Annotated in this window: 10 protein-coding genes; 6 read left to right on the forward strand and 4 right to left on the reverse strand. The window is 69.4% G+C overall.

Annotated elements, in window-relative coordinates; translation table 11 throughout:
* Both sucB and RMO85_RS17725 read left to right on the forward strand, forming a co-directional pair.
* On the forward strand, positions 1-996 hold a 996-nt coding region (gene sucB, locus RMO85_RS17720; protein ID WP_310530039.1), incomplete at its 5' end, for a 2-oxoglutarate dehydrogenase, E2 component, dihydrolipoamide succinyltransferase.
* 70 nt (positions 997-1,066) lie between these two features.
* On the forward strand, positions 1,067-1,957 hold the full coding sequence (locus tag RMO85_RS17725) for a TIGR01777 family oxidoreductase (protein WP_310530040.1): 891 nt from the start codon (positions 1,067-1,069) through the stop codon (positions 1,955-1,957).
* Here RMO85_RS17725 and RMO85_RS17730 read toward each other — a convergent pair.
* Positions 1,903-2,451, reverse strand: a complete 549-nt coding sequence (locus RMO85_RS17730) for a hypothetical protein (RefSeq protein ID WP_310530041.1) — start codon at positions 2,449-2,451, stop codon at positions 1,903-1,905. The two genes, RMO85_RS17725 and RMO85_RS17730, sit on opposite strands and share 55 nt — an antisense overlap.
* A gap of 64 nt (positions 2,452-2,515) precedes the next feature.
* On the opposite strand from RMO85_RS17730, the gene lipB reads away from it, so the two are divergent.
* Positions 2,516-3,253: a lipoyl(octanoyl) transferase LipB gene (gene lipB, locus RMO85_RS17735; protein ID WP_310530042.1), complete on the forward strand. Its 738-nt coding sequence runs from the start codon at positions 2,516-2,518 to the stop codon at positions 3,251-3,253.
* A gap of 16 nt (positions 3,254-3,269) precedes the next feature.
* On the opposite strand, the gene RMO85_RS17740 is transcribed toward lipB, so the two are convergent.
* Entirely contained in the window at positions 3,270-3,896 is a 627-nt protein-coding gene (locus RMO85_RS17740; protein ID WP_310530043.1) for a CHRD domain-containing protein, read from the reverse strand.
* A gap of 145 nt (positions 3,897-4,041) precedes the next feature.
* Between RMO85_RS17740 and lipA the strand changes: the two genes are divergently transcribed.
* Entirely contained in the window at positions 4,042-4,980 is a 939-nt protein-coding gene (gene lipA, locus RMO85_RS17745; protein WP_310530044.1) for a lipoyl synthase, read from the forward strand.
* A 33-nt stretch (positions 4,981-5,013) separates the two neighbouring features.
* Complete coding sequence (locus RMO85_RS17750) at positions 5,014-5,718, forward strand: DUF4191 domain-containing protein (RefSeq protein WP_310530045.1); 705 nt, start codon at positions 5,014-5,016, stop codon at positions 5,716-5,718.
* Here RMO85_RS17750 and RMO85_RS17755 read toward each other — a convergent pair whose 3' ends face one another.
* On the reverse strand, positions 5,719-6,108 hold the full coding sequence (locus RMO85_RS17755) for an RDD family protein (protein WP_310530046.1): 390 nt from the start codon (positions 6,106-6,108) through the stop codon (positions 5,719-5,721). It lies immediately after the preceding gene.
* A gap of 9 nt (positions 6,109-6,117) precedes the next feature.
* Positions 6,118-6,885, reverse strand: coding sequence for a hypothetical protein (locus tag RMO85_RS17760; protein WP_310530047.1), 768 nt, complete (start codon positions 6,883-6,885; stop codon positions 6,118-6,120).
* Between the two features lie 183 nt (positions 6,886-7,068).
* Here RMO85_RS17760 and glnA point away from each other — a divergent pair, with 183 nt between their 5' ends.
* Positions 7,069-8,499 (forward strand): type I glutamate--ammonia ligase, encoded by a 1,431-nt coding sequence (gene glnA / locus RMO85_RS17765; RefSeq protein WP_310530048.1) that lies wholly within the window; start codon positions 7,069-7,071, stop codon positions 8,497-8,499.
* Positions 8,500-8,548: the final 49 nt, after the last annotated feature.

Raw genomic sequence — 8,548 nt, forward strand, 5'->3', positions numbered from 1 at the left:
GCGGCAATGGCGGCGGCTACTGCCGCCGCGGCCCCGGCGCGCACGGACGACCAGAGCTCCTACGTGACCCCCCTGGTCCGCAAGATGGCGACCCAGCACGGCATCGACCTGGCTGCCGTCACGGGCACCGGGGTCGGCGGCCGTATCCGCAAGCAGGACATCCTCGACGCGGCGGCCGCCATGGCGGCACCGGCTCCGGCGGCCGCACCGGCTGCTCCTGCTGCCCCGGCGGCCGGCGGCGTACCGGCCGCGGCCCCGGCTGCTGCCGGGGCGAGCGCGTCGGCGCTGCGTGGCACCACGGAGAAGGTGTCGCGACTGCGCAAGATCATCGCCGAGCGCATGGTCGGCTCGTTGCAGACGGCCGCCCAGCTCACGCAGGTGATGGAGGTCGACGTGACCAACGTCGCGCGGCTGCGCGAGAGCGCGAAGGCCGACTTCCTGGCCCGCGAGGGCGTGAAGCTGACCTATCTCCCGTTCTTCGCGAAGGCGGCCATCGACACCCTCAAGGAGCACCCGAAGCTCAACGCGGCGATCGACACCGACGCCGGCACGGTCACCTACTACGACCGCGAGAACATCGCCTTCGCCGTGGACACCGAGAAGGGCCTGCTCACACCGGTCGTCAAGGACGCAGGCGACCTGTCGATCGCCGGTCTCGCGAAGAAGATCGCGGACGTCGCCGAGCGCACCCGCACCAACAAGATCGGCCCTGACGAGCTCTCCGGCGGCACGTTCACCATCACCAATCTGGGCAGCTTCGGTGCGCTCTTCGACACCCCGATCATCAACACGCCGCAGGTGGCCATCCTCGGCCCGGGCGCCGTGGTGAAGCGCCCGGTCGTCATCGATGACCCCAACCTGGGCGAGACGATCGCGGTGCGCCACATGGTCTACCTCTCGCTGACCTACGACCACCGCCTGGTCGACGGCGCCGACGCCGGCCGCTTCCTGGCCGCGGTCAAGGCCCGCCTCGAGGGTGGACAGTTCGAAGTCTGAGACCACGACGTGGGCCCCGGTCGCTTGGGCGACCGGGGCCAACGTTTTGCCCGTGTGGTGAGGTGGAGTCATGCGCGTCGTCATCGCCGGAGGATCAGGGTTTCTCGGCACCCACCTGACCGAGCACCTGCGCGTCGGAGGCCATGAGGTCACTCACCTCGTCCGTCGGACGCCGGAGTCCAGCAACCAGTCCCGGTGGGATCCCTACGCCGACGACGTCGACCAGGCACTCATCGAGCGCTCCGACGTCGTGGTCAACCTCGCCGGCGTCAACATCGCCGGCAACCCGCACTCCTCGAAGCGCGCCGACACGGTGCTCCAGAGCCGCGTCGTGACCACCGACGTCCTCGCCCGCGCGATCGCCAAGGTCGAGCGTCCACCGGCCTTCCTCGCGGGCAACGGCATCAGTTGGTACGGCGACCACGGTGCCCAGCCGCTGACGGAGGACTCCGACAGTCGGGGCAACGCGTTCCTCACCAACGTCACCCGCGAATGGCAGGCGGCAGCCGCCCCCGCCGTCGCGGCCGGCGCCCGGGTCTGCGTCCTGCGCACGGCGCCCGTGATGGACCGCAACTCCTCGCCGCTCAAGGAGCTCCGGCGCCTGTTCAGCCTCGGGCTCGGCGCCCGGCTGGGCAACGGCGAGCAGTACTTCCCGATGATCTCGCTGCGCGACTGGGTCGGCGCGGTGTCCTACCTGGCCGAGTCCCGCGACGTCTCCGGCGCGTTCAACCTCTGCTGTCCCCAGACGCCCACCAACGGTGAGTTCACCAAGGCGCTTGCGGACGCGTTGAATCGGCCGGCGTTCCTGGTCGCGCCGTCGCCGGTGCTCAAACTGGCCGCGGGCCGGATGGCCCCCGAGGTGCTGGGGTCGGTCAACGCCCGCCCGGCGGCGCTCGAACGCGCGGGCTACGACTTCCAGGACGTCGACGTGCGCGAGGTCCTGTCCGCAGCGCTGGCCTGATCGCGCACGGCGACCATCAACCACACCCCGGACACGCGTCGCAGCGCCAGCGTCCGGGTCGTGGGCCGGTCCCGCGGCAGCGGCGTACCGCCCGCGTCGCCGGTGACCACTCCCCCGACGATCCGGTCCGTGACCCTCACCGTGAGCTCGTCGTCCCCCTCGTCGATGACCTCCAACGCCAGCACCTGGGTGGTCAGCCCCTCGACGCGCAGTCCGCGATCGACGTACGCCGCAAGCATCCGTGCGTCCGCGCGGCCGGTCCGCGAGTCGGCGACGTAGAGCTTGCGCAGCGCCGCCACGTCCCCCTCCGCCCAGGCCTGCGAGCGACGTGAGTCCCAGCCGGCGAGGACGTCGCGCGGACCCGGCGCGGGCCGCTCCCCCCGACTCTCCGCCGGGAGCGAGGACCGCTGGGAGACGAGCACCACGCCGGCTGTGGCGAGCACGGCACAGACGGTCAGGACGAGGAGATACGGGAGCAGTCGTCGCGGGTCCACGGGTCCACCGTGCCGCAGATCGGGTGCGAGCGTCGGGCGTCATCCACAGGCGTAGGCTCGCCGCATGCTCGACCACCACCTGGACTACCGGGTCGCCGGACTCGGCCCGGATGCCGTTGACTACCTCGCCGCCTGGGAGCTACAGCGCGAGGTGCACGCCGAGGTCGTGGCCGGCACCCGTGGTGGCACGGTGCTGCTGCTCGAGCACCCGCCCGTCTTCACCGCCGGCAAGCGCACCGACCCGCACGAGCGACCGCTCGACCCCGGTGGCGCGGCCGTCATCGACGTCGACCGTGGCGGCAAGATCACGTTCCACGGCCCCGGCCAGCTCGTCGGCTACCCGATCGTGAGGCTGCCCGACCACGTCAAGGTCGTCGACTACGTCCGCCGCGTGGAGGAAGCGCTCATCGCCGTCTGCAGCGACTTCGGCGTCACCACTGCGCGCATCCCCGGCCGCAGCGGCGTGTGGATGCGAGCCGACGACCGCGGCCCCGAACGCAAGCTCGCCGCCCTCGGGATCCGGGTCAGCCGGGGCGTGACCATGCACGGCTTCGCCCTCAACTGCGACGTCGACCTCGGCTGGTACGACCGCTTCGTCCCGTGCGGGATCGCCGACGCCGGGGTCACCTCGCTGAGCGCCGAGCTCGGTCGCGACGTCCCGGTGAGCGAGGTGCTCCCGGCCGTCGAGCAGCACCTGTCGACGTTTCTCTCCTGGGATCCGTACGCCGCGACGCCGGACTACGACGCGCGGCCGGAGCCAGGCAGCGCGCCCCGCATCCAGCTGGTCAGGCCAGGAGCCTGACCGGCTCACGGACGAGTCAGTCGTCGTCATCCTCCCCGTGGCCCTGGTCGTGGCCGTCGAGCTGGCTGCGGATCTCGCCGGTCGGGTACTTCGTGGTGTGCACGTTGACGTAGGTCGTGTCAGCCTCGATGGCGTCGATGAGCTCGGCCATCTCCCCGGCCAGGATGCCTTGCGGGACCGGCCCGATGACGTTGGCGGCCGTGAGCGTGCCGGTGATGGTGGCGGGCGCCGCCGGGCAGGCCTGCGTGCCGGCTGGTCCGTTGCCGAGGTTGCTGCACAGGAAGGTGCTGATCCCGCCGCTCTGGGCGGTCCCGCCGAGGTGGATATGGGCCTGGGTGACGGCGCCCTCGAGGTCGGCGTACGACAGCTCGTAGGTGAGCTTCTGGTCATCCTCGTCGACCATGAGGCGGAAGCTGCCCGTCCCCGTCGTGGACAGGGCTGCCGGGTCCTCCTCGAGGCCGGAGAGTCGTTCACGGATCGCCGGGGACCGATCGCGGTTCGCGCTCGAGGTCAGGTCCACGGCGATGGTGCGGGTCGCGTCGCCGGTGTCGCGCTGGGTCGCGACCGCGCCGCCGACGGCCACCGAGGCGACGACCACCAGGGCTGCACCACCGATCGCCGAGTGCCGCTGAAGGGGGTTCATGAGCAGGCTCCTCACGTGAGATAACAGGACCCATCCACGTTTCTCCGATGCCTTCGCACTGTCAACCCTGAAGCTGCGATGTGCCGTGAGCGAACGAGAGGCAGTCGAGTTGGGTGGTCCTTACCCCCGGCGTAGAGTGACGGCCGTGACTGCCCCCACTCCCGAAGGCCGCAAGCTCCTCCGTCTGGAGATCCGCAACTCGGAGACGCCGATCGAGCGCAAGCCGGAGTGGATCAAGACTCGGGCCAAGATGGGGCCGGAATACACCGCCCTGCAGAACCTCGTGAAGTCCGAGGGCCTGCACACCGTCTGCCAGTCCGCGGGCTGCCCCAACATCTTCGAGTGCTGGGAGGACAAGGAAGCCACCTTCCTGATCGGTGGCGACCAGTGCACCCGCCGTTGCGACTTCTGCCAGATCGACACCGGCAAGCCGCAGCCGCTCGACCGCGACGAGCCGCGCCGTGTCGCCGAGTCAGTGCAGAAGATGGGTCTGAAGTACGCCACCATCACCGGTGTCGCGCGCGACGACCTGCCTGACGGTGGTGCCTGGTTGTATGCCGAGACGGTCCGCGCGATCCACGAGCTCAACCCCGGCACGGGCGTCGAGAACCTCATCCCCGACTTCAACGGCGAGCCGCACCTGCTGCGCGAGGTCTTCGAGTCGCGCCCCGAGGTGCTGGCCCACAACGTCGAGACGGTGCCGCGGATCTTCAAGCGGATCCGTCCGGCGTTCCGCTACGAGCGCTCCCTCGACGTCATCACCCAGGCGCGCGACTTCGGCCTGGTCACCAAGTCCAACCTCATCCTCGGCATGGGCGAGACGCGCGAGGAGGTCAGCCAGGCGCTGCGCGACCTGCACGACGCCGGCTGCGAGCTGATCACGATCACCCAGTACCTCCGCCCCTCCCTGCGCCACCACCCGGTCGAGCGGTGGGTCAAGCCCTATGAGTTCGTCGAGCTCAAGGACGAGGCCGACCAGATCGGTTTCTCCGGGGCGCTGTCCGGCCCTCTGGTCCGTTCGTCCTACCGGGCCGGCCGGTTGTACCGTCAGGCCATGGACGCCCGCCAGGGCGCCCTCGCCTGATCCTCGCCCACTTCCTTAGCCAAAGGCAGCAGCATGTCGACCCCCGCCACCCCGCCCACCAAGCGGAGCCAGCAGCTCATCCAGACCTACCGGATGGCCAAGACGACCGACCGGCGCATCGGTCTCATCACCCTTGCTGCGTTCGTGCTCGGTGCGCTCGTCGGGTTCGCCGTCATCTACCTGCTGCCGGGCGACGGGCTGCTCTCGCTGATCCTCTCGATCGTCGGCGCGATCCTCGTCGGCGCGCTGGCCGCGATCATCATCTTCGGGCGCCGCGCCCAGGCCGCGGCGTTCAACCAGATGGAGGGCAAGCCCGGTGCGGCCGCCTCTGCTCTGCAGATGCTGCGCCGTGGCTGGAAGACCGACCCGGTCGTCGGGTTCACCAAGCAGCAGGACATCGTCCACCGCGTCGTGGGCCCGCCCGGCATCGTGCTCGTCGGTGAGGGCAACCCCAACCGACTCAAGACGCTGATGGCAACCGAGCGTCGCAAGCACGAGCGGGTGCTTCCCGAGACCCCGATCCACGAGGTCATCTGCGGCAACGGCGATGGCCAGGTGCCGTTGCCCAAGCTGGTCCGCCACGTCACCAAGCTCGGTCGGAACGTGAAGCCCGCAGAGATCACCGACATCCTCGCCCGGCTCAAGGCGATCGATGCCGTGCGCGGCACCGTGCCGATGCCCAAGGGCCCGATGCCGACCAGCATGAAGGGCATGCGCGGCCAGCAGCGCGGTCGCTGATCAGCCGATCGCCCGCAGGTCCGCCAGTCGCACGGTCCTCGACCGGGCGGCCATGTCGTGCAGTCCGCGCCCGTCCGGTCGGAAGACCAGTGGCGGGACCACGAGCGCGATCAGCAGGCTGCGCGCGAGCGCCGGGATCAGCTCGAGGGGCCGGTTCGACCCGTCGTTGCGGACGACGCGGAGCCGGGTCACCAGCTTGCCGAAGGAACCGCCCAGGGCCGCGGTGAAGAACGCCGACTCCACCACGAAGACCCCGGTCGTGTAGAAGCCGGCGTACGGGTCGTCGCTCCACCCGCCGGGGCCGAGCACCAGCACGACGATCAGGGTGCAGGCGGCCCAGTCGACGAGCAGCGCTCCGAACCGGCGTGCCCAGGACGCGGTGTCGATCACTGCTCAAGCCTAGGAGACGGGCTTGGCACGCTGGGGCACTGCCACCTCGACGGGAGTCCCCCAGTCGGTGAAGCCGACCTGTGCGGAGGCCGCCGGCTTCTCAGGCACCTCGTAGGCCAGCCGCACCGGCAGCGAGTCGTCGTCGACGTACAGGTCCATGGTGACGCTCGCGGGGAGCTCCATCGCGCGATACATCGAGCTCTCACCGAGCCCCTCGAACCACGTCTCGCTGTCGACGGTGAGCGTGTAGTGCTCGGTCTCCTGCCCGTCGATGTCCTCGGTGCCCTCGTCGGTCGCCTCGGAGACGGCTGACTCGAGGGCGGCAAGGTCACCGGGCACGTCGATCGCCAGCAGCGTCGGGACCGGGCCGGCGTCGAAGCCGCTCTCGGGGTCGGCGATCCGCGGGTCGTCCACCTCGAGGTAGGTCCACTGGTTGCCGACGACCTCACCGCCGACGTACACCCGGCTCCCCACGCGGCGCACGTCCAACTGCTGCGCCGGGTCACCACCCGTGAGCGCGCGCAGCGTGGGCTCGTCGGCCCAGTTGGAGTCGACGGTGATGTCGGCAGGCGACTGCTTGGTGCCGAGGGTCAGGCGGACCGAGCCCTGGTCGGCGACGGCCTCGCTCATCTCTGCGAGGACGTCCGCATTGTCGTACGCGGCAGCGTCGGCGTCGGCGCCCTCTCCCCCGCTGCAGGCGGTGGTGATGAGCGCGAAGGACGTCGCGAGGGCGGCGGTGAGGAGCGGGCGGGCAAGGGCAGATCGGGGGCGACACATGCGCCCGACCCTAACGACCGCCTCCACAGGGCAACCATCTGTTACATGCACGAAACAAACGGGATACGGTCAAGAAACTGCGGCCCCCTAGGTTCGCAGTCATCCGGCGCAGCGTCGCGCCGACTTGGACGTATCACTGAAGACTTCGGCCCGCCGCCGCACGGCACGGGCCCAGGAGGATGCATGTTCAGCAACAGCGAAGAGCTGCTCAAGTACATCAAGGACGAGCGCGTCGAGATGGTCGACGTCCGCTTCTGTGACCTGCCCGGCGTGATGCAGCACTTCACGGTGCCCGTGTCGTCGTTCGACCAGTCGGTCTTCGACGACGGTCTCGGCTTCGACGGATCCTCGATCCGCGGCTTCCAGGCGATCCACGAGTCCGACATGCAGCTGTTCCCGGACCCGACCACCGCCTACCTCGACCCGTTCCGCGTCTCCAAGACGCTGGTCGTCAACTTCTTCATCCACGACCCGATCACGGGCGAGGCCTACTCCCGCGACCCGCGCAACATCGCCAAGAAGGCGATGGCCTACCTCGCCAGCACCGGCATCGGCGACAAGGCGTTCTTCGCTCCTGAGGCCGAGTTCTACGTCTTCGACAGCGTGCGGTTCGAGACCAGCCAGAACGCCGGCTACTACCACATCGACTCCGAGGCGGGCGCCTGGAACACCGGGGTCGCCGGGACGGCCGAGAACCCCAACCGCGGCTACAAGGTCAAGTACAAGGGCGGCTACTTCCCGGTGGCGCCGTACGACCACTTCGGCGAGCTGCGCGACGAGATGGTCATCGAGCTCGAGAAGTCGGGCCTGCACGTCGAACGCGCCCACCACGAGGTCGGCACCGCCGGCCAGGCTGAGATCAACTACAAGTTCGACGAGCTGCTCAAGGCAGCAGACGACGTGATGAAGTTCAAGTACATCGTCAAGAACGTCGCCTGGCGCAACAACAAGACCGCGACCTTCATGCCGAAGCCGATCTTCGGTGACAACGGTTCGGGCATGCACGTGCACCAGTCGATCTGGAACGACGGCGAGCCGCTGTTCTACGACGAGACCGGCTACGGCGGCCTGTCGGACATGGCGCGCCACTACATCGGCGGCATCCTCAAGCACGCGCCGTCGCTGCTGGCCTTCACCAACCCGACGGTCAACTCCTACCACCGCCTGGTGCCCGGCTTCGAGGCCCCGATCTCGCTGGTCTACTCCCAGCGCAACCGCTCGGCCTGCGTGCGCATCCCGATCACGGGCGCCAACCCGAAGGCCAAGCGCATCGAGTTCCGCTGCCCCGACCCGTCGGCGAACCCCTACCTCGCCTTCTCGGCGCTCCTGCTCGCCGGCATCGACGGCATCCAGAACAAGATCGAGCCGCCGGCTCCGATCGACAAGGACATCTACGAGCTGCCGCCGGACGAGATGGCCGACATCGACCAGGTCCCCACCTCGCTCGACGCGGTGCTGTCCAACCTGGAGAGGGACCACGAGTTCCTCACGGTCGGAAACGTCTTCACCCCCGACCTGATCGAGACCTGGATCGACTACCAGCGCACCCAGGAGATCCTGCCCGTGCAGCTGCGGCCGCACCCGCACGAGTTCGAGCTCTACTACGACATCTGATCCACGTCGTACGCCGAACGGCGGTCGCCCCAAGGGGGTGGCCGCCGTT

The organism is Nocardioides sp., from assembly GCF_031422975.1.
Classification (GTDB): Bacteria; Actinomycetota; Actinomycetes; order Propionibacteriales; family Nocardioidaceae; genus Nocardioides.